At 45.5% G+C, this 19,602-nt stretch carries 20 protein-coding genes; 9 read left to right on the forward strand and 11 right to left on the reverse strand.

The genetic code is table 11. The features are described 5' to 3' along the window. The 10 genes from nifE to nifB form a co-directional block, all read right to left on the reverse strand. The coding region (gene nifE, locus ACRC32_RS02165; protein ID WP_438552440.1) for a nitrogenase iron-molybdenum cofactor biosynthesis protein NifE at positions 1-2,183 on the reverse strand (2,183 nt) is incomplete at its 3' end. Between the two features lie 81 nt (positions 2,184-2,264). Then, positions 2,265-2,582 (reverse strand): Mo-dependent nitrogenase C-terminal domain-containing protein, encoded by a 318-nt coding sequence (locus ACRC32_RS02170; RefSeq protein WP_438552455.1) that lies wholly within the window; start codon positions 2,580-2,582, stop codon positions 2,265-2,267. 79 nt (positions 2,583-2,661) lie between these two features. After that, positions 2,662-4,200, reverse strand: a complete 1,539-nt coding sequence (nifK, locus tag ACRC32_RS02175) for a nitrogenase molybdenum-iron protein subunit beta (RefSeq protein WP_438552441.1) — start codon at positions 4,198-4,200, stop codon at positions 2,662-2,664. 134 nt (positions 4,201-4,334) lie between these two features. Further along, positions 4,335-5,816: a nitrogenase molybdenum-iron protein alpha chain gene (gene nifD, locus ACRC32_RS02180; protein WP_438552442.1), complete on the reverse strand. Its 1,482-nt coding sequence runs from the start codon at positions 5,814-5,816 to the stop codon at positions 4,335-4,337. After that, a complete protein-coding gene (locus ACRC32_RS02185) occupies positions 5,803-5,946 on the reverse strand; it encodes a hypothetical protein (RefSeq protein WP_438552443.1) in 144 nt (47 codons plus the stop codon). The genes nifD and ACRC32_RS02185 overlap by 14 nt, the downstream gene beginning before the upstream one ends. A 50-nt stretch (positions 5,947-5,996) precedes the next feature. Then, the gene (gene nifH, locus ACRC32_RS02190; protein WP_438552444.1) at positions 5,997-6,887 is read right to left on the reverse strand and encodes a nitrogenase iron protein; all 891 of its coding nucleotides are present in this window, start codon (positions 6,885-6,887) and stop codon (positions 5,997-5,999) included. Between the two features lie 191 nt (positions 6,888-7,078). After that, on the reverse strand, positions 7,079-7,963 hold the full coding sequence (nifU, locus tag ACRC32_RS02195; protein ID WP_438552456.1) for a Fe-S cluster assembly protein NifU: 885 nt from the start codon (positions 7,961-7,963) through the stop codon (positions 7,079-7,081). An 85-nt stretch (positions 7,964-8,048) separates the two neighbouring features. Further along, complete coding sequence (gene nifS, locus ACRC32_RS02200) at positions 8,049-9,254, reverse strand: cysteine desulfurase NifS (protein WP_438552445.1); 1,206 nt, start codon at positions 9,252-9,254, stop codon at positions 8,049-8,051. Positions 9,255-9,470: 216 nt separating this feature from the next. Continuing rightward, positions 9,471-9,806: a 4Fe-4S binding protein gene (locus tag ACRC32_RS02205; protein ID WP_438552446.1), complete on the reverse strand. Its 336-nt coding sequence runs from the start codon at positions 9,804-9,806 to the stop codon at positions 9,471-9,473. Between the two features lie 2 nt (positions 9,807-9,808). Next, complete coding sequence (gene nifB, locus ACRC32_RS02210) at positions 9,809-11,257, reverse strand: nitrogenase cofactor biosynthesis protein NifB (RefSeq protein WP_438552447.1); 1,449 nt, start codon at positions 11,255-11,257, stop codon at positions 9,809-9,811. Positions 11,258-12,264: 1,007 nt separating this feature from the next. On the opposite strand from nifB, the gene cysE reads away from it, so the two are divergent. From cysE to ACRC32_RS02255, 9 genes are all read left to right on the forward strand, one after another. Then, a complete protein-coding gene (gene cysE / locus ACRC32_RS02215; protein WP_438552448.1) occupies positions 12,265-12,954 on the forward strand; it encodes a serine O-acetyltransferase in 690 nt (229 codons plus the stop codon). Between the two features lie 247 nt (positions 12,955-13,201). Continuing rightward, a complete protein-coding gene (locus tag ACRC32_RS02220) occupies positions 13,202-13,456 on the forward strand; it encodes an Asr1405/Asl0597 family protein (protein ID WP_438552449.1) in 255 nt (84 codons plus the stop codon). A gap of 105 nt (positions 13,457-13,561) precedes the next feature. Continuing rightward, entirely contained in the window at positions 13,562-14,119 is a 558-nt protein-coding gene (locus ACRC32_RS02225) for a Dps family protein (RefSeq protein ID WP_438552457.1), read from the forward strand. Positions 14,120-14,241: 122 nt separating this feature from the next. Beyond that, entirely contained in the window at positions 14,242-14,457 is a 216-nt protein-coding gene (locus ACRC32_RS02230; RefSeq protein WP_438552450.1) for a DUF2949 domain-containing protein, read from the forward strand. Positions 14,458-14,656: 199 nt separating this feature from the next. After that, positions 14,657-15,838 (forward strand): homocitrate synthase, encoded by a 1,182-nt coding sequence (gene nifV / locus ACRC32_RS02235; protein WP_438552451.1) that lies wholly within the window; start codon positions 14,657-14,659, stop codon positions 15,836-15,838. A 38-nt stretch (positions 15,839-15,876) separates the two neighbouring features. Next, positions 15,877-16,143, forward strand: coding sequence for a nitrogen fixation protein NifZ (locus tag ACRC32_RS02240; RefSeq protein WP_015156524.1), 267 nt, complete (start codon positions 15,877-15,879; stop codon positions 16,141-16,143). Beyond that, positions 16,140-16,343, forward strand: a complete 204-nt coding sequence (gene nifT, locus ACRC32_RS02245) for a putative nitrogen fixation protein NifT (protein ID WP_438552452.1) — start codon at positions 16,140-16,142, stop codon at positions 16,341-16,343. The genes ACRC32_RS02240 and nifT overlap by 4 nt, the downstream gene beginning before the upstream one ends. 199 nt (positions 16,344-16,542) lie before the next feature. Continuing rightward, positions 16,543-17,106: a (2Fe-2S) ferredoxin domain-containing protein gene (locus ACRC32_RS02250; protein ID WP_438552453.1), complete on the forward strand. Its 564-nt coding sequence runs from the start codon at positions 16,543-16,545 to the stop codon at positions 17,104-17,106. Between the two features lie 939 nt (positions 17,107-18,045). Continuing rightward, a complete protein-coding gene (locus ACRC32_RS02255; protein ID WP_438552454.1) occupies positions 18,046-18,312 on the forward strand; it encodes a hypothetical protein in 267 nt (88 codons plus the stop codon). A 279-nt stretch (positions 18,313-18,591) separates the two neighbouring features. On the opposite strand, the gene ACRC32_RS02260 is transcribed toward ACRC32_RS02255, so the two are convergent. Further along, positions 18,592-19,011, reverse strand: coding sequence for a cell division protein SepF (locus tag ACRC32_RS02260; RefSeq protein ID WP_438552458.1), 420 nt, complete (start codon positions 19,009-19,011; stop codon positions 18,592-18,594). Positions 19,012-19,602 lie beyond the last annotated feature (591 nt).

Here is a 19,602-nt window from a genome sequence, read left to right on the forward strand (position 1 = left end):
AGTACTAAGGTAAACAACGAACTCCCCATTGCTCTTAATTCTGCCAAAGTTGTACCACCACCCGTCACCGCGCTGTAGGAATCATCCAAGTGACCGTCGAGTGAGGCGGAAAGATCGGGTACGACAATGGGTTTTAGTCCAAAGGCAGAGACGATCTCTTTAATCTCCTGTACGTCCCCTGGCGTAAACGCAGAACTTACCAAAAGGTTGATTTGGTCTAATCTGGTTTCTCCAGGTTGAGGCAGTTCCTTGACTATGCTTTCCACGGCTGCGGCAAAACCATCTTGCAATGCACCTTTAAAATCAGGTGTAGAAGCAAATGCGATCGGTAAGTCAGTTAATTCAGGGTGACGTTTGCGGATACTTCTGAGGATGCCTTCCATGTCATCGCCTCTAGTTTCCGTCAGTCCAGTGGTACACAGACCGATAATTTCTGGTTTTGACTTCTCCATCAGCGTCAGGATTGCTTGCTCGATATTGTCCTCGCCACCTAAGATCGTGGTAACTTCAGTCATTGCCGTAGTGGATAGAGGGATCGCTTCCCGAAAATGCCGCACCAACATGACTTTGGCAAAGGCAGTACAACCCTGAGAACCGTGAAACAGAGGCATCACGCCTTTCAATCCTAAATATGCTAAGGCTGCACCCAATGGCTGACTTTGCTTCAAAGGATTAACCGCAACCGCCTTTTTGGGATTTTGGATTTTAGATTTTAGATTTTGGATTGGTAGTTGGTAGTTGGTAGTTGGTAGTTGGTAGTTGGTAGTTGCTTCCTTGTCCTCCTTGTCCCCTTGTCCCCCTTGTCCCCCTTGTCCCTCTTCCCAAGGTGCAGTTTTACGTACTTGCTTCCACACTGGGCTGTGCAGGGCTTCATCCAGTTCTCGCGCCATTTCAACCATGCCTGTATATCCGGCATAGGGATGATGGCGTTCTTGGTTGATGTCTAAAAAGGGAATTTTGGCTTTGAGTGCGGTGTATTGATTGCGACCACCAGCAATCAACATATCGGCTTTCGTTTGGGCGATCGTTCTTAGCAGTTCTTGGGCGTTGCCTTTTTCTAGCATGATGCCGTCTTTACCCAGCAGTTCTTTAATACGGGCTTTATCTTCCTCGGTACTTTTTTTCGTGCTAGTGGCGACAACTTCCATCCCCAAGTCTTTAGCCGCAGAGATAATCGACCAACTTTTCACACCTCCGGTATAAAGAACGACACGCTTACCATGAAGACGGGTGCGGTAGGGAGCCAGGGCAACATCTAACGCCGCTGTTTCTTCGGCAATCAATTTCTCTACTCGCTCTTGCAGATCTGCATCGCCCAGTTTTGCCGCAATATTTCGCAAACAGCGATTCATGTCATCCACGCCGTAGAAAGATTCTTCGATATAAGGAATGCCGTAGCGTTCCTCCATCTTTCTCACCACGTTGATCAGCGCTTTAGAGCAGATCGTCACATTGAGTTTGGCGCGGTGGGCGTAGCGCACGTCATTGTACTTAGCATCACCCGTAATTTTGGCAAGGACGCGAATCCCTAATTTGTCAAACAGAGGCAAAACATCCCACAATTCTCCAGCAATGTTGTACTCGCCAATCAGGTTGATATCATAGGGAGTGGTAAATTCTGGTTCGGCGCTACCGATAACGTATTCTAGTAAAGCTTCCCCCCCGACGCGATTGCCAAGGTTTTTACTCCCAATAAACCCAGGAGAATTAACAGGGACGACGGGTATACCGATTTTATTAGTAGCGGCTTCGCAGACTGCATCCAAGTCATCACCGATCAGGGCAGTGACACAGGTAGAGTAGACAAATACCGCAGCGGGATTGTAACGTTGCTGCACTTCCAAAATAGCTTTGTACAGCTTTTTTTCGCCGCCGAAGATGACATCGTTCTCATTCAAGTCAGTCGTAAAACCCATTTTGTAGAGATGAGAACCAGAAGAAAGGCTGCCACGACTACCCCAAGAGTTACCAGAACAAGCGATCGGTCCGTGGACTAAATGAGCCGCATCAGTAATAGGGACTAGGGCGATCGATGCTCCATCAAAGGCACAACCCCCTTGAGCCGCACCTGGTTGGGCTTGTTGCTGACAGGACTTATTTTTCTTTTGTCCGTGCTTGTGGTGATTGTGTTCGCATCCTGGCTCGCTGAGCAGCTCGTTAATTTTACCTTGGGTGATTTTCATGGCTCAACGGGTGACTGGTAGTTGGTAGTTGGTAGTTGGTAGTTGGTAGTTGGTAGTTGTTTTTTCACCAACCACTAACCATCAGCAGATATATTTCGTGACATCTTCGCCACACTCGTCACAGAGGTAGGATAGGCTGCGGAAGCGTAATCCTACAAGCTCGTTGTAGAGTGGATTTAGTTTGCAGAGTGCGGGAATGTGGAAGGTACGTCCGAGTAGAGTTATGTCTCGTTCAAACGGGCAGCAGCAAGGAATGACTTGACAAATAAGATGGGCAGTACGGCGATCGCATATCTGAATTTGATTCACCCATCGACGTAGGGGAGAGAGGAGATCGAACCCTGGAATGGTTTCGGGAACTATAGGGCGATCGTGGTGGGTGTGGGTGATGGTAGACATGGCTGATGGGATGGATTGGGGTATTGGGAGGTAATTGGTAATTGATAAGTCTCTACTACCAATTACCATCGCTCAGCGATCATCGAATTAAGTCGTAGGAAATATCGGTTTTTGCTGGAACAATGGTGTTGCGATCGAGTTCGTCTAGCAGCGTGTTGACAATCCAGTTCAATAGGTTGATTGCTCCTTGATAGCCATAGGTGGCATAGCGGTGCAAGTGGTGGCGATCGAAAATTGGGTAGCCAATTCGCACCAGTGGGGTGTGGGTGTCGCGCCACAGGTACTTACCGTAGGAATTGCCGATGAGCAAGTCTACAGGTTCGGTAAATAGGAGCGATCGCATGTGCCACAGATCTTTACCACCCCAAATCTTGGCAGTATTACCAAAGGGGCTAGCATCCAATATTGCTTGCAACTCTTGCTCGAATACTTCGTTGGTGTTTGACACTACGATGTGTACGGGTTCGGCACCCACTTCTAGCAGAAATTGCACTAGTCCGATGACGAGATCTGGATCGCCATACAGAGCAACGCGCTTGCCGTGCAACCATGCTTGGGAATCAGTCAGTGCATCCACTGCACGTCCCCGTTCGTCTTCTAGTTCTTTAGGAATTGGCTGTCCGGTGAGTTCTGATAGCTTCATCAAAAACTCATCCGTGCCTCGGATACCGACAGGGCGGGAGACTGAAGTGGCTTGTTTCCACTCTTTTGTAATGTACTCCCGCGTCTTGGTGGTAGAGTATGCTTGGAAGGCGATCGTTGCTTCAGCGTTGATTGAATCTGCTCCATCTTCCAAGGTAGTGCCACCCTGGTACATTCTGTATTCGCCATCGTTGGGAGAGTCGAGGTAATCGGAGTTATCTGCGAGTAAAGTGTAGTTAACGCCCATCAAGGATGCTAACCGCTTGACTTCCCGTAAGTTGCCAATGTAGGTTTCAAAACCAGGGATAAAATTGATCTTGCCGTTGGTTGTGGCTTGCTTCTTGCCTTCAGTCAAGTTTGACAAAATCCCTTTCATCATATTGTCGTAGCCCGTAATGTGGGAGCCGACAAAGCTGGGTGTATGAGCGTAGGGAACTGGAAAATCTTCGGGTACAGATCCCTTTTCCTTAGAAGTTTTGATAAAAGCACCCAAGTCATCCCCAATAACTTCTGCCATGCAGGTAGTACAAAGGGCGATCATTTTAGGCTTGTAGAGGTTGTAGCTATTCGCCAAGCCATCTATCATGTTTTGCAGTCCGCCAAATACCGCTGCATCCTCAGTCATAGAGGAAGAAACAGCAGAAAATGGTTCTTTGAAATGGCGGGTAAAGTGGGTGCGGAAGTAAGCCACGCAACCTTGAGAACCGTGAACGAAAGGCAGAGTACCTTCAAAGCCTACAGCAGCGAGGATTGCGCCTAAAGGTTGACAAGCTTTAGCAGGGTTAACGGTTAAAGCTTCACGAGCAAAATTCTTTTCGCGATATTCCCAGGTTTTCGTCCAGTCTGCAACGCGGGCAACCTCTTCTGGACTATGCCCACCTTCAAACTCTTTTTTAGCCTGAAATAACTCTTGGTACTCGTCCTGATGAAATAGTGTGGCGTGATCCTTAATGTTGTCTATGTTGTTTTGAGCCATGACTGTTCTCCAATATAAGGGGCTAGGGGCTAGAGGCTGGAGGCTAGGGAATGAACGAGGGGCTAGGGGCTAGGGGCTAGGGTGAAATTACGAATTGTCTTGCTCCCTCAGCTCCCTCAGCTCCCTCAGCTCCCTCAGCTCTCTTTCTTCCACGGAGCGCCGATTAAACTCCAAGTCGGGCTGTTCAGTGCTAAGTCCATATCCCTAGCAAAGATTGCAAAGCCGTCATAACCGTGGTACGGACCGGAGTAATCCCAGGAGTGCATTTGACGGAAGGGCAGCGCCATTTTCTGGAAGACGTATTTTTCTTTAATTCCAGAAGCGATTAGATCCGGCTTTAATTCTTTGACAAACTGCTCGAATTCAAAGGCGGAAACGTCGTCATAGATCAACGTGCCATTTTCGATGTAGTGGGTGGTGCGCTTGTAATCGTCGCCGTGACCGAATTCATAGCCAGTACCGATCAACTTCATCCCCAGATCGTAGAAAGCTGGGACGACGTGACGAGGACGCAAGCCACCAACCATCAATGCTACAGTCTTGCCTTCCAGACGCGGGAGATATTTTTCTATGACTGCATCGCATTGCGCCTGATATTTAGCGATAACTTCTTCTGCTTTTTGCTGAATTGTTTCGTCAAATTTAGAAGCAATTTCCCGCAAGGATTCAGCAATCTTGGTGGGACCGAAGAAGTTATACTCTAACCAGGGAATACCATAAGCCTCTTCCATGTGGCGGCTGATGTAGTTCATAGAGCGGTAGCAGTGAACTAAATTCAGCTTCACCGTTGGAGTCATCATCATTTCGTGGAGCGTACCGTCTCCCGACCACTGGGCGACTACGCGCAAGCCGATTTCTTCTAGCAAGATGCGGCTAGACCAAGCATCTCCCCCAATGTTGTAGTCTCCGATAATTGCGACATCGTAGGGTGTCCCTTCAATGCCCAGCTCTTTCTTTTTCTTATCTGCTTGGGGGAAAACCCAGTCACGGATGGAGTCGTTAGCAATGTGGTGTCCGAGCGATTGGGAAACACCTCGGAAGCCTTCGCAGCGTACGGGGACAACGGTTTTACCAATTTCCTTCGCTGCTTTTTTCGCTACGGCTTCAATATCATCTCCAATTAGACCGATGGGACATTCAGACTGGATGGAAACGCCACGATTGAGCGGGAAAAGTTCGTCCAACTCGGTAATTAGCTTCGCGAGTTTTTTGTCACCGCCAAAAACGATATCGCGTTCTTGGAAGTCGGAAGTAAAGTGCATCGTACCAAAGGTGTCAATCCCTGTAGTACCGATGTAGTAGTTGCGACGACCAGACCAGGAATAATAACCGCAACCTACAGGACCGTGGCTGATGTGGATCATATCTTTGATCGGACCCCAGACCACACCCTTAGAACCTGCGTAGGCACAGCCACGGGTGGTCATAGAACCAGGGACGGATTTGACATTCGATTTAACGCCGCAGTCGGATTTTCCTTCTTCGTAAACGTTGAGGTGTTTTTCCCGTTTTTTCTTGGCTTTGTCTGGATAAACTTCTAAAACTTCTTTGATCAGTTCTTTCTTGTCTACCGTGGTAGTTGCTTGCTCTAGAATCGTGTCTTCAGGAGGTGTCATATTCTGCCTCTCTTAAGTGTAGGGGGTCGGGAGTCGGGAGTCGGGAGTCGGGAAAGAGAGTGGTGCGTGGTGCGTGGTGAGTGATGAAAATTCGGAATACCTCATTCTGAATTAACTGGTCACTGGTCACTGGTCACTGATAACTGCTCTCCCTTGTCTCCCTTGTCCCCTTAGTCTGGATTAAACGGCGGCAACTTCGTCTGCTGTCTTGCCAACTAGATGCTCGTATTCTTTGTCGTCGCCAAGGATACCGAATTCGACGAGTAGCTCTTCCAATTCGTCCATCGAGATTGGGGTAGGAATGGTGAGCTTGTCGTTTTCCTTGATCTTTTTGGCGAGGGCGCGATACTCGTTAGCTTGGTTGCAATTGGGTGCGTACTCAATTACAGTCATGCGGCGCAGTTCTGCATGTTGTACAACGTTGTCGCGGGGTACGAAGTGGATCATTTGGGTGTTGAGCCGAGCTGCTAGAGTTTCGATTAGTTCGATTTCTCGGTCAACTTTGCGGCTGTTGCAGATTAAGCCACCCAAGCGTACACCACCGGAGTGAGCGTACTTGAGAATGCCTCGGGCAATGTTGTTGGCAGCATACATCGCCATCATTTCACCAGAAGTGACGATGTAGATTTCTTGTGCCTTACCTTCGCGGATTGGCATAGCGAAACCGCCACAAACTACGTCGCCTAATACGTCGTAAGAAACAAAGTCGAGGTCTTCGTAGGCTCCGTTTTCTTCTAGGAAGTTGATCGCGGTGATGATACCACGACCCGCGCAACCTACACCTGGTTCGGGACCGCCAGATTCTACGCAACGGACATCTTTGTAACCTGTGAGTAGAACTTCTTCTAGTTCTAAGTCTTCTACTGCGCCCCGTTCGGCAGCTAGGTGTAGAATGGTGGTTTGGGCTTTGCTGTGCAGCATCAAACGGGTAGAGTCAGCTTTGGGGTCGCAACCTACGATCATGATCCGTTCGCCTAATTCAGCCAAACCCGCGATCGTATTTTGAGAAGTGGTGGATTTACCGATCCCGCCTTTACCGTAGAATGCAATCTGTCTGATATTGTCAGTCATGGTTATTTCTCCTGAAATTAGTTAGTGGTTGTTGGTCTGGGTTGTGTAGCGGCGATCGCACAATTATTATCAAAAGCGATCGCTTGTCTCGAACGTCGCTGGCGGCGATCGCTCAACTGCTAAAACATTGGATAGGAAAGAGAAATCTTGCATATATATTGCTAATTACGCCTGTTTATGCTAGAAAACAGCTAAACTGCTTCTACTAACAAGTTTTGGTTGACGCGCTCTTGTAACTTTGCCTCGATCGCCACTTTTAGGGTTGCCGTGCTACTAGAGCAAGAACCGCACGCACCTTGCAGCGTCACTTGGACGCGATCGCCATCCACGTCGTACAGTTCCACATCTCCCCCATCGGCGATTAGTAGGGGTCTCACTTCTTCATCCAAAACTTTTTGAATTAAGGCAATCTTTTGCACGTTTGTCAGCGGACGTTGCGATTCCTTCGTAGCAGCAATTCCTGTCGCAACTTGTACGCCTACAACTGGTTCCCGTTGCACGGCAGCAATCAGGTCATCGATATCTGCCAGACAAGAACCGCAGCCGCCACCCGCCTTGACATAACTCGTTACCTGTTCGGCAGTGGTGAGGTTGTTTTCCCGAATGACGCGGCGAATTTTGGTTTCGCTAATTCCAAAGCAACTGCAAACCAATGCCCCTTCATCTTCTTCATGGGCTTCTAGCGGAATCCCACGGTATTTAAAAATCGCTGCTTCTAACGCTTCCTGTCCCATCACCGAACAGTGCATCTTAGCTTCTGGCAGTCCGCCCAGGAAATCTGCAATTTCCTTGTTGGTAACTTTGAGCGCTTCATCTAAGGTTAAACCCTTAACTAACTCAGTCAAAGCAGAAGAAGAAGCGATCGCGCTGGTGCAGCCAAAAGTTTGAAAGCGCGAATCCAAAATTTTATCGCTATCGACTTCAATCTTGAGGTGCAGTCTCAGGGCATCTCCACAAGCAATACTGCCCACTTCGCCAAATACAACTGCGATTCCTGGTTCGCGATCGTCTTCTAGCAATCCCTGGTTTTTAGGATTGTAGAAGAGTTCCATAACTTTATCTGTATAGTCCCACATGGCACAATTTGGTAGTTGGTAGTTGGTAGTTGGTAGTTGGGTGGTGCGTGGTGCGTGTTTTGACTTTTGACTTTTAACTTTTGACTTACCCATTCACCAGCGCTTCTTCTCTGCCTTGCAGCCAATCGGCTTGGTCGTTGTTGAAGGGTGAGAGGGCGCGGAGGCGTTCGACGATTCCAGGCATTACTGCTAAAACCGTATCAACCTCGGCATCTGTGGTGTAACGGGAAAGGCTAAACCGGATCGAACCGTGCAAAATCGTGTAGGGTAAGCCCATCGATCGCAATACGTGGGATGGTTCTAAAGAACCAGAAGTGCAGGCAGAACCGGATGAGGCACAAATGCCGAATTGGTTTAGGGATAAGAGGATGGCTTCACCTTCGATATATTTGAAACCAATGTTGGTAGTATTGGGCAATCTGTTTTTGCGATCGCCATTTACTTCACAGTCGGGGATTGTTGCAAGTAGAGTTTTTTCTAGGCGATCGCGCAGTTGCTTTTGTTTCTTGGTTGTGGTGGCTAAATGCGCGAGTTCGATTTCGGCGGCTTTACCCAAAGCAACGATTCCTGGTACGTTTTCCGTTCCTGCCCTACGTCCCCGTTCCTGATGTCCTCCCACCAATAGGGGACGGAATCTCGTACCTCGCCGTACGTACAATGCGCCAATACCCTTGGGTGCGTGTAGCTTGTGACCGGACAGAGTTAACATATCTACAGTGCTAGTCTTCATATTCAGGGGAATTTTCCCTACTGCTTGCACCGCATCGACGTGGAAAATAGCGCCATACTCTTTTACCCGCAATCCAATCTGTTCGATCGGAAACACTACGCCTGTTTCGTTATTGGCATACATAATTGTGACGAGGGCTGTATTACCTGTCATTGATGCTGCCAATTCATCCAAATCAATTTGTCCCTGGCGATTTACGGAAAGATAGGTAACGGAATAGCCTTGAGTCTCCAATTGTTTGCAGACATTCAGCACTGCTGGGTGTTCTACCTGAGTTGTAACGATATGCCGCTTGTCTGGTTGTGCTTGCAGGGCGGCGCGAATGGCGGCGTTATCTCCTTCCGTACCGCAACTTGTAAAGATAATTTCTGAATCATCTGCCCCGATGAGGGCTGCAACCTTTTGCCGTGCTTGTTTTACCGCTTTGCCGACTTGCCCGCCGAAAGTATGCATACTGGAGGGATTGCCGTAGGATTCGCTGAGGTAAGGCAGCATCGCCTCTACAACTTCTGGATCTACCTTAGTGGTGGCGTTGTTGTCGAGATAAATGCAAGTTTGCATAGTAGGGGAGTGGGGAGTAGGGAGTGGGGAGTCGGGAAGAATTGTAGGGGCGGGTTTTTTTGATACCGTTTCACTCAAGCTGTGTCGCAGGCTATTTTCTATAGCCCCCCTTTTTAAGGGGGGTTGGGGGGATCTTTCTGTCGTAGTCAAAAAGTAAATTGGTATGAGGATACCTAGACTAGAACTAACAATCCTGCGATTAAACCCGCCCTTGTATTAGTTATGAACCGTAGTCAATTTCAAACTAGAGAATTTCTCGGAGTAAGTATCAAACCAGCGTTCCCAATAACCTTGTTTCTTGGTTAACTTGCCAACTAAACGGTTGTAGGTGGTAAACCACGATTCCCAATAATCGCTAGACTGTGGAATACAGCCGTCATAGGTGGGACAACCAGCCGCGCATTGAGGTACGCTATAAGCACTGCCGACGCAGTTTGTACAAAGGGTGGGATCGATCCAGTGTTTGCCGTCAGTAACTTTGATAGCATCTGTAGGACAGACAGAAAGGCAACGGTTGCAGGAAATACATTGGCTGGTAATTTTGTAAGCCATAACTATTCTCCTTGCTGGTTTTGCAGATATTGCGCGTAAAATTCACTGGCAACTTTCTCAATCACGTCGTAAGCTTCAACAGCCTGGATTCCAGCTTTTTGCAATTCTTCTTGAGGACAGTGACCGATCTTAGAAACCAAAACTGCTTTGCAATCGCCGATCGCTTTGATAATGTGGTCTAGAGTCGCTTCCTCGCCATATCCACTTTGGCAATAATGGTCGATTTTGCGGTGTCCAACAAATTTAGCTTCGTTAGCATCCACTTCAAACACTTGAAATTCTTTCGCATGACCGAAGTGCTGATTCACCATACCGCCACCTTTGGTAGCGACTGCAACTAAGATTTTGGGACTGTCAGCAACTTTCTTGGCGGCTTTCGCTTGTTCTTTGACAGCTTTGATTTCTTCCTTAGATTTCTCAATCTCTGCATGGACTTCTTGGCGTGTCTCCAAGTCATACTCTGGAGTCATTTCCATGAATTTCTCTTTAGTAAATTCCTGGCTGCGGTCTTCGCCTAACAATCCCACTGCATCAGCGCGACATTGACGACAATGGCGCATCATTTTCATATTGCCAGAACACTTATCTTGTAGTGACTTCAGTTCTTTGGGTGTGGGTCCGCGTTGACCTGTCAAACCGAAGTGAGTACCGTGTTCTGGAGCAGAAATCAGAGGCATAATATTGTGGAGGAATGCCCCGTTAGCGCGAATGACTTCATCGACTTCGGCTAAATGCTCGTCATTGACTCCTGGAATCATGACTGAATTCACTTTGCACAGAATATCGGCTTCTCTGAGGGCTTGCAATCCTTCCATCTGCCGTTCGTGCAGAATCTTGACTCCTTCAATCCCTCTGTAGCGCTTGCGTCTGTAGTGAACCCAAGGATAAATCTTCTCGCCAACCTTTGGGTCAACCATATTAATAGTAATAGTGACGTGATCGACATTCAATTGTTTAATGCGATCGACATAATCGGGAAGCATCAAGCCATTGGTTGACAGGCAAAGTTTGATATCTGGTGCTTTGTCTGCAATTAACTCAAAGGTGCGGAAAGTCTTGTCTGGATTCGCTAAAGGATCTCCAGGTCCGGCAATTCCCAACACAGTCATCTGAGGAATCTTACCTGCAATTACCAAGACTTTGTGCGCTGCTTCTTCCGGTGTTAATAACTCGCTGACAACACCAGGACGGCTTTCATTGGCACAGTCATATTTACGGTTGCAGTAGTTGCACTGGATATTACAAGCTGGCGCTACGGCAACGTGCATCCTAGCGTAGTGGTGGTGCGCTTCTTCGCTATAACAAGGATGCTTCTCGATCCGCGCCTTCATTTTTTCGTCTAAACTAGGTGCGGTATCGGTTTTACTGCTACAACCACAACTGCCAGATTTAGTTTTAGTTTTTGCTGGTGTTGCGGTGGGGGTTAGGAGTCCGGTAGGTGGTGGTGTCATTGAAGTTTTTGTTGATGCATTGAGTGTTTAGCGATATAGGTTTTATAGCAGCCGCCTCAAAAGATACGGTTGCCGTGGTTCGGGATAGAATTTATTGAATTGATTAAGCTTGTACTCAAAAATTGCAGCTTTTAAATACCAAGGTTTTAGCAGTTTTTTAAAAAAGTTTTTGGGTATGGGTGCTAGTATTTTTTGACTGAGGTACGAGTATTTATGGTGAAGGGGTTCAAGTATTTCTGTACTCGCCTTGAACTTAATCCTAGCAACGGTTTGAATGCGATTTGAGTTGATTTTTGGTTTTTTCTTATCTGTACTCAAAGCGTATACGATCGCCCCCCAAAGCGCTATGTATATAGGCAATTCGAGGGGAAAGAACCAGAGTAATCAATTCAGGACTACCCCAGTGACTTCACGAAATTCAATTCTGTATCTAAAATATCACTTTTTCATTTAAAAAACTAACTTAAGATTATTTTTATTATTAAGATTGCGATCGCAATTTATTTCACAAACCCTCTATTTGTAGGGTGGGCAACGCCCACCACAACTGGCTTCACGGATGTCAAGAGCTACGGTGGGCAATGGGTGGATAACGCTTGTTTTTTTCAAAAATGAGTCATAAAATAACAAAGCGTAGCTTGATATACAGAAAAAAAATCATTTAGAATAAATCTCACCTGCGATCGCAGATGAGTACAAGTTAATCTATCCAAAAAATAGTTATAAAAATACCCTTAAATTCTGTTGGGCTAAGAGTTTAGTTTTGAGTACACAAATACTTACCCCCTACCCCGATTAATACTAGTACCCCTAACTTAAAAATACTAGTACCCTGACCCTAAAAAAACTTTTCTTCAGCTTGTAAATCCCAACTTAATTGAGGTTTAGCTTAATTGAGTACAAATTAATATATCCAATAAATCCAATCGCTATCGGTTGCATTGGTGTGGGTAGAGCTACCTGATATAAGCAGAGATAACACACGGCTCCTCCACCCCATCAGTCCGATGCAACAGATCTCCAATACCTTTACAACCCAAAACACGGACAAACGAGATAGTTTGTCATTTTTGCAGCCATTATTGACAGATTTTCGGATTATCTTCGATCGCGATCCGGCAGCACGTAATTGGTTCGAGGTACTTTGTTGCTACCCTGGCTTTCATGCAATAGTGCTGCATCGTCTCGCGCACTGGTTGCATTGTCGTGGAGTTGCGTTTGTTCCCCGCTTGATTTCTCATCTAGGACGATTTTTAACGGGAATTGAAATTCACCCAGGCGCACAGATCGGGCAAGGCGTGTTTATCGATCACGGCATGGGTGTAGTCATTGGAGAAACTGCGATCGTCGGAGACTACGCGCTGATTTATCAAGGTGTCACCCTTGGCGGGACAGGGAAAGAAACTGGTAAACGCCATCCTACCTTGGGCAAAAACGTAGTCGTGGGTGCAGGTGCGAAAGTTTTAGGCAATATTCAAATAGGCGATCGCGTCCGCATTGGTGCAGGTTCAATTATCTTGCGAGATGTCCCCTCAGACTGTACTGCGGTAGGAGTTCCTGGGCGCAATATTTGCCATAAAGGTGTGCGTGACTGTCCCCTAGAACACGCAAAACTACCTGATATAGAAGCAAGCGTCATTCGTTCTTTACTAGAACGGATCGACAAACTCGAACAACAATTAAAAGTTAAAAGTTAAAAGTCAAATTTTTTCTTAGCCCCCTTTTTAAGGTGGTTGGGGGATCGAAAAACTGCGCCACTCACCCGAAGATCCCCCCTAGCCCCCCTTCACAAGGGGGGAACCCGAAGATCCCCCCTAGCCCCCCTTCACAAGGGGGGAACAAAAAAAAGCCCGTAGGGTGGGCAATGCCCACCTGACGATAAATAGGACTGCTATATCCCGTAATTAATAATTGAGAAAAACTTTTAAAAAGGACACTTTGCTTATGTTTAAGCCCACCAGTTCCGAACCAAATGTTCAAATTGTCGAAATCCCCGTCAGCGATCGCTGGCGAATTTACCACCGCTTACAAGAGTTAAGTATCCCCTGTTGTTGTCCTGCGGATGGTTCTTTAGTGGTTGAAGTTAATAGTGCGATCGCTGCCTTTCTCGTCCGCAGCACCGTACAGCATTTCTTAGCCACTCGCCAAGAACTACTCGATTGGTTAGAACGCTGCTGGACAGCAGACATTTTTTCTTAATTGGTCATTTGTCATTTGTCATTTGTCGTGTTTTAACTTTTGACTTTTGACTTACCAACTACCAACTACCAACTACCAACTACCCAAATCAAAAGGAGACAATTAATGACACAAGCAACTGTATTACGTAATTTTGGGGAAGTGCTAGATAACCCCATTGGTTTAGGGCATGAAGTGACTGTTCCCGTTTGCGAAGGATTAAATATTGTCCTAGCAAGTTTTCAGGCTCTTTATTTGCAATATCAAAAGCATCACTTTGTCGTTGAAGGTGCAGAGTTTTATATGCTGCACCAGTATTTCAGCGAGAGTTACGAACAAGTTCAAGCACACGTACACGATGTTGGCGAACGCTTAGATGGACTGGGTGGTGTTCCAGCAGCTAGCTTTACTAAACTCGCAGAATTGTGCTGTTTTACGCCAGAAGCAGATGGGATTTTTTCCTGTCGCCAAATGGTAGAAAACGATCTGCAAGCCGAACAAGCAGCGATCGATCTCATTCGTCGTCAAGCAGCTCAAGCAGAAAGTGTAGGCGATCGCGCTACTCGCTATTTGTACGAGCAAATTTTATTGAAGACTGAAGAACGTGCCTTTCATCTCGCTCATTTCTTAGCAGAAGATAGCCTAACTTTGGCTTTTGTTCCACCGATTAATGGGAAGTCGTAAGGGCGGGTTTAGCAAATAGATCGACAACATCAGCAACAAATTTTTGGTCAAAACCCGTCCGTACAAAAGCCAGTCGATCGCCAATTGACAATTCATAGCAAGGGGGTTAAATGTTTTGACACATGGTAAAACGCTACAGCAATACAGAATTTATCAATTTTTTACGGACTGAATTAGCAATTCCATCTGCTGATATAGATGTAATGCTGCATCACCATGAGTTAGATTATGCTCCCCTACCTATGATTCTTTGGCAATACGGTTTAATTTCCATAGATCAATTAGCACGAATTTTTGATTGGCTAGAGAACAAAACTCACATTAGTCTTAATAGGTAACACTATGTTTACAGTCTTAATTGCCATCCTCAGTTTGATAGTTGTTCCAGTAATTGTGAATGGCTGTTTCGGCTATTTGTTATTGCGATCGATGAAGTAAATTTTGCTCGCATCACGACTATTTTGAACGGCTACACACCTGAGATTGAAATCTGAAACTCAAGAGCAAAAACCTAAATGCTACGAGAGGTATTGTGCTATGAATCCGATCGCGATTAACGATACTACACTACGGGATGGAGAACAGGCGGCGGGTGTTGCTTTCACAATTGAGGAAAAAATAGCGATCGCCAAATTTCTAGACGCGATTGGTGTGAATGAATTAGAAGTTGGCATCCCAGCAATGGGGGAGGTTGAAACTAAAGCGATCGCGGCAATTTCTGAGTTGGGTTTGTCAGCTAAACTTTTAGGTTGGAACCGCGCCACAATTTCAGATCTTCAGGCTTCTATTGCCTGTGGTTTGCAGCGAGTACATATATCCATTCCCGTTTCTGAGATTCAAATTGCTGCCAAGTTTCACGGACAGTGGCGCGTAATGCTGCAAAAACTCAAAGATGCGATTAGTTTCGCCCGCGATCGCGATCTTTGGGTAGCAATCGGGGGTGAAGATTCCTCTAGAGCTGATGAAAATTTCCTTTTGGATGTCGCCCTTTACGCTCAAGAGTGGGGCGCATCAAGGTTTCGCTTTTGCGACACTGTAGGAATTCTCGACCCTTTTACTACATACACCAAAGTCAAGCAATTGGTGATGTATTTATCGATGCCTGTAGAAATGCACACCCATAATGACTTTGGCTTGGCAACGGCAAATGCTTTAGCTGGACTGCAAGCGGGAGCCTTATCGGTAAATACAACAGTGAATGGTTTGGGGGAAAGAGCTGGCAATGCGGCTTTAGAAGAAGTTGTCATGGCACTCAAACGCATTCAAGGGATCGATTTGGGGATTGACACGACGCGGTTATTAGAACTGTCTCGACTGGTAGCAAGCGCATCGGGTTGCAAAGTACCTCCGTGGAAGGCGATCGTGGGTGAAAATACTTTTGCTCATGAATCTGGTATTCACGCTCATGGCATTTTGCAAAATCCCGTGACTTACGAGCCATTCGCTCCCGAAGAAGTGGGGTGGGAGCGGCGTTTAGTCGTAGGCAAGCACTCAGGTAGGCACTTAGTATCTAATTTGCTACAGCAGCAGGGCATTAGTTTAAACACAGATGAAACCCAATCCATCTTAGATGCAGTACGGCAGCAATCGGTACAAAACAAACGCAGCCTCGATCTACAAGAACTAATAAATCTAGTCCCATTTCATCACATGAAAAAAACAAATAATCCCTCCTCTGCCCCTCTGCCCCTCTGCTCCTCTGCTGCTTATCGTATATAAACCTTAAGTGTAACCAATCCTATCTCAGAGGTAATCCCATGCAATCAGATGAATTAGAACTAGACTTGCCACCAGCTTTTGAAATTGGCTCAAAAGTAAAAACTCGCAAGCTAATCCGCAACGATGGTACGTACCCAGGGCAAGAAATTGGCGCAACACTAGCGAAAAAGGGAGAGATCGGCTACATCGTCAGTATTGGTACGTTTTTGCAAAATTCCTATATCTACGCTGTGCATTTTATCGAAAAAGGTTTTATCGTTGGTTGTCGCAAAAAAGAATTAGAAGCAGTTGAGGAAATCAAATGAAAGTCATGTTGCGTCAAAATGCTACCGGACATTTGGTAATTTATGTTGCCAAAAAAGATCTTGAGGAAGAAGTAGTAAACCAAACAGAAGGATCTGAGGGTAAAATTTTTACCTTAGCTAACGGTTGGGAACTAGCAATCCCAAACTTACCGGAACCCATGAAATTACCGCAGACTGTAGAGGCTAAAAGGCTCTCTTGAAAAGAGCTGGTAGGCAGTACTTATTGGTTAAGATGTATAGCCCTTGGAGATCCCCCAACCTCCTTAAAAAGGGGGCTTTGTCTCCCTCGTTTTAAGGAAGGCTTTGTTCCACCCTTGTTAAGGGGGATTAAGGGGAATCTTAGTTGAAAAGCATTGGAATTAAAACACGCTGCAAACGTACTCAGAAGGAGTAGAGGATATGAGCAAGCTTAAACACGATCGCGTGTTGGCATTTCATGTAGAAGGGAAATTTTTAGGTTTTACTGTCGCTCGAGATAGTACACCTAAATACTTGCAACTAGAGGTTGCAACCGGACAGTTGAGGATTAAAATAGCCAAACAGTCCCGTTTTAGGCTTGGATCGACCTTAAAACCTGGCGATCGGATTGAAGTTTTTGGGGAGCAAAAGTTCAAGTACGAGACAGGCGAATTTAAATTGAAAGCCGATCGCATTAACAAGCTGACAGCAAACTCAGATAATGACTCCGATCGCCAACCAGAAAATGGCAAAGTGAAGATTGTTGCTTGTTATAAGTCGGGTTGTCTGAAAAAAGGTGGCAGCAAATTGGTGTCCGTTCTAGAAGGGGTGTTGCGCGATCGCGGTTTAGGCGATCGCGTTACTATTCAAACAACAGGCTGTTTGAAACGCTGTTCTCAGGCTCCAAATCTCATCTTAAAACCTGACAACATCAGCTTAAACAACATGACTCCTGAAGCCGCGATCGCCGCGCTGTTAGAGCGGGTGAACGAGCATTTCGCCTAACGGTTTCATCCAGTTCTGTGCTAAGTCATCAATTGCCGAGTCGATGTCCAACACCTGAACTTTTCTGTATCGACAAACTCTATTAAGTCTGAAAATATTGTATTTATCTAATTAAGCTAAGTTTTTATCAATTTGCTATTTGATTTCTAGAGTTCGCCTATGAGTAAATTTCAATTCTAAATCTTATCATTCAATCTTTTTCTAACAATATAATCAAATTGTCTACAAAACTTCATTGCTATACGTTATGGCTGTGAATTGTCGGATATTTTTTAACTAAAAAACGAGCAAAAGATTAACGCTTAGATATACCTTTCGTATCTACTCAAGGCATTCATATCTACTCCTTGTGTGGGTCAGATCGGTCAAAAGTTTTAAACCTTCTCTGCCGCGTGTCAGCCCGTGATGGTGCGGGCTGTTTACTTTTTCTATTAAACGTCAGTTTGAGTGAAATAGCTTAGACAAAAAGGTTATCTCAACCCGAAGAAAACTTCTTGGGGCGATCGCTTAATCCAATTGCCACCATCTCTCCAATAGGTTGAGACTTGCACATAAAAAACACAAGACTAGTGCTAAGGCTGCTAAGATTTTTTTGCTCCCGAACTCACGTTGCTCGTATAGCTTATAAGTTAGCTTATAAGTTTGAGCGCTCCTTTCAGTTTTCTCTTTCTCTCAATGCTGGCAATTCTTTTGCTAGTTTTTTGTAGATTATCTTTTTTCTCATATAGACATGATTGTTCTAGGTTACACAAATATATTTACGTAGTTTTTTAAATTCTGTAATATAGAGATCGTTAATTAACTAAATTGAGTAAACTGATATAAGAACTAGAGTAGGTTTGTGCTTAGCTTGCGATGCATTATCGCTAGGTGTTCCAGAATTAGAACAAAGAAAGCTCAATCGACTATTAAGGTGTATATATTACGAACGAGGCTGTTATGACAGTGATTTACGCGCAGGCAATATTTGACTCTCCCAAAAAATCACCTGTCATGAAGTATTGGAAATATCGCAAACGTGCCAAAGCCCTACGTCACGTTCAGTGGACTTACGAAGTCGATTTGAAGAGAACGCTCAATTGGCTTGAGTTAGTAGATTGGGTTTTCTACCTGCATAGCCAAGGTTTAGAGCCTGCTGCGTTAGATGAATTCATCACTTTCTGTGGGTGGTATTTTCCCCAGTTAGCGGAAGGCAAGCCTCACTAATAGTAGCGATCTGCGATCGCGCGATCGGGCTAAGATACCAATTTCGCGCCATCTGCTCCCATAATCATATCGGCACTGTGTTTCACAGTGCTTTCTCTTGGCAAGGATAAAACGGTGGGGGATTGGCAAGACATTCACGGATATCTTTAAGCTGCACGAACCGCTAACTCCTGGAATGGGAACGATCGGAGAGATTGCGCTGAATCAAAATTGGTGCGAACAATTGCGATCGCAATTATGCATCACTATTTCTTACAGCAAGAGGTGCTACGCACGACTTTATAAGTATGTTTCATCAATAGCGTTCGCTAACTGCACGCCGTTCGGTGCGAACAGAAATATCCCTGCCGCTAGATATTGTTGCTGTCCTTCTAGTGCGTAAGTTGCTCCAGCAACAAAGTCTACTGCTCGTTGTGCTATCTCTGCATCCATCTGTACAACATTTAAGACTAGCGGTTGACCTTGCCACAGAATTTCGACGGCTTGCGTCACTTGTTCAAAAGACTGTAGCTGCATGACTACCACTTGTGGTGTCTTCTGTTCTAGTTGGGGTAGACTCCTATGTTTGTTTGCTGGCAAGTCAGCCGCTCTTCTTTCCCGCTGTCGCACTACACTTGCAGGAAAGGCAGCTCTTAATTTTCCGTAATTCTGTTGGGACAATTCCTCTTCTAGCTCGGATACCTCTAGCTGATGCATCATCACGCTTACTCATCCTCTATTTATTCTAATTGTGGCTGGTGAAGAGCTTTAAGTACGATTTTTAGTACCTCGAACTCTATGCTCTGGCTAAATGAAAACCTTGTCAACTCAGTGTTTTTGCCTTTGTTTGTCAATCCAATAAAGGTCGGAAAAGTTCGGGAATCAGCAGCCTGCTCGTCAAAAGAGCTTTTTTGTTAACAGGGTATACTAATATACTAAAAATTTTTATTTTGCATCCTTCTTGAGGTATATTTTAATAGCCATCTGCTCAACAATTAGCTTGTAATGCTTTGTGAAAATAGCTATTATTGCTAGTACTTTTGTTGGTATTTTGTTGGTGTAAAGTGATGAGCAACATATTGCCTGCTGGCAAAGCTCGAAATAGAAACCGAAGCCGTTTACTAAAAGGCTGGGTGGCTCTAGTAGAACCACAAAAGTTGCTAGTAGAGTCCAAAACTTAATTGGTTAAATAATATACAACAACCAAAATCTATCGCTAAATTAGCCATTTTCCTGAGCTGACGAAAATCTTGCAGATTCAACATTCGGACTGCTGCGATCGATCGCCCTAAAAATAGTCACGTAAATTAC

The sequence above is a fragment of the Chroococcidiopsis sp. genome (assembly GCF_051657925.1).
Taxonomy (GTDB): domain Bacteria; phylum Cyanobacteriota; class Cyanobacteriia; order Cyanobacteriales; family Chroococcidiopsidaceae; genus Chroococcidiopsis.